The sequence below is a fragment of the Thiobacillus denitrificans genome, from assembly GCF_001530125.1.
Classification (GTDB): domain Bacteria; phylum Pseudomonadota; class Gammaproteobacteria; order Burkholderiales; family Thiobacillaceae; genus Thiobacillus; species Thiobacillus denitrificans_C.
In genome coordinates this window covers 1-1,797 of sequence record NZ_LDUG01000027.1, presented here as the reverse complement: position 1 = coordinate 1,797, position 1,797 = coordinate 1, and the positions used below count along the sequence as shown (strand labels likewise).

2 protein-coding genes and 1 pseudogene are annotated in these 1,797 nt (G+C 61.5%); all 3 read right to left on the bottom strand.

The features are described 5' to 3' along the window. Positions 1-188: pseudogene (locus tag ABW22_RS10825) on the bottom strand (hypothetical protein); the annotation flags it as partial. A gap of 31 nt (positions 189-219) precedes the next feature. Beyond that, the gene (locus tag ABW22_RS10820; RefSeq protein WP_059756225.1) at positions 220-1,536 is read right to left on the bottom strand and encodes an MFS transporter; all 1,317 of its coding nucleotides are present in this window, start codon (positions 1,534-1,536) and stop codon (positions 220-222) included. Positions 1,537-1,554: 18 nt separating this feature from the next. Further along, positions 1,555-1,797 (bottom strand): YeeE/YedE thiosulfate transporter family protein (locus tag ABW22_RS10815; protein WP_157648603.1); only part of this gene is annotated, 243 nt, incomplete at its 5' end.

Sequence of the window (1,797 nt, the reverse complement as noted above, 5' to 3'; positions counted from 1 at the left end):
GCCGGAATCTGCTCAGCCATGATGGTGCCGCTGTTGTAGTCGACAAAGTCGAAGTACGACTCAAGCGCTTCGGTCGTGGCCTTGTCAGTCTCGGCATGGGCAGCCATCGGCAAACTCGCAAATGCGGCCGCAAGTGCCACCACCAGCGCTGAGCGGCGGGAGGCGTGGATCATCGAATTGAATTTCATGGATTGCTTCCTGTAAAGCGATTGTTGAGTTTCAGTGCGCGGGATTGAGCCGCGGGTGGGTTTCTTCACCGAGCAGCCACAGCAGGCCGCCAGAGGCGAACATCGACAGGGCAACGAACCAGAACGCCGCCTCCATTTGTCCGCTGAAGTGCGCCACCATGCCCAGCCCGAGACCCCCGATGCCATAGCCGAGGTCACGCCAGAACCGGTAAATGCCAATGGCCGAACCACGCCAGTTCGGGTGCGATATGTCTGCCACAGCCGCCGACAGGTTGGGGTACAGCAGCGCCATGCCAAAGCCCGAGACGGCGGCCGACAGCATCCACCAGGCCACGCCCTGCCCGAGCAGCATCATCGCCACCCCCGCACCACAAATCCACATGCCCCACACATTGGGCCGGTGGCGTCCGATACGGTCCGACAGCTTGCCGGTGAACAACTGCGAGCCCCCCCAGACAAAACCATAGACGCCAATGATCCAGCCGATATTGGGCAAGCTGATGCCCTGCTGGTAGAGGAACACCGGGTAAAACACCCAGACCAGGGCATCAACAAATTTCTCGACCAGTCCGGCCTGACAGAGCGCCGCCATACGGCGGTCACGCCAAGTCATCAGAGCGAACATATCCCAGGTCGTCGGCTTGGCCGGCACATGGACCGGATAACGCGGTATGGGCCCGGTCGCTTTGCCTGCTGCATGGCGCGCGCCCTCGGCTTTCGCCCAAGGCAGTGTTTCCCTGACAAAAAACTGTGTCAGCACCAGCGCTGACACGATCACGATCAGGCCAAAGATCAGCAAGCCCTGGCGCGCACCGAAGGCCGTGGCCATGTAGGCGGTGACGATGCCGGCAATGGCTACGCCGACATAGCCGGCAAACTCATTGAGGCCGATGGTCAGGCCGCGCTGGTCGGGCCGCGTGATGTCGAGCTTGGAGGTCTGCGTCATGGACCAGGCAAAGCCCTGGTTGACGCCCAGCAACACGGTGGCGGCGACGATCCAGCCCCAGCTCGGGGCGTACATGATCATGAACGGAATCGGTATGGCACTGAGCCAGCCGAGCATGAGCACTTTCTTGCGCCCAATCTGTTCAGACAGGCGCCCCGCCACAAAATTGAGCGTTCCCTTGACGAAGCCAAAGGCCACGACAAAGGCGATGAGCAGCATGAAGGAACCTTTCGGAACCCCAAACTCGGAACTTGCCAGTGCCGGCACAACGGTGCGCATCATGCCCAGTGTCAAGCCGACCATCAGCACCTGCAGCAGCTGGAAAGTAAACTGGGCCAGGTTGTGGCGAATGCCATGCAGGTAGTCCTGGTACTCGTGGCGGGCTTCGCTGAATTCACTCATGTTATTTTCCCTGAACGGTCAGACGCTGGCGGCCGGATTGGCGCGCGTCGCCATGGCAAGCACCCGGTGTGCCATCCAGGCACCCAGCACCATGCTGGCCACCGCGATAAAACTCGATACCGACAGGGTGGCGACACCCGCCATGCCCTGTCCGATGGTGCAGCCCATCGCGAGAATGCCGCCCCAGGCCATCATCACACCGCCAGCCACATTGCGCAGCATCTGCGTCCCGGTGGGCATGACCCACTGGAAACGGCGTGC

Coding starts and splice junctions, on each gene's coding strand:
- ABW22_RS10820 (WP_059756225.1), bottom strand. CDS start 1,536: ATGAGTGAATTCAGCGAAGCCCGCCACGAGTACCAGGACTACCTGCAT.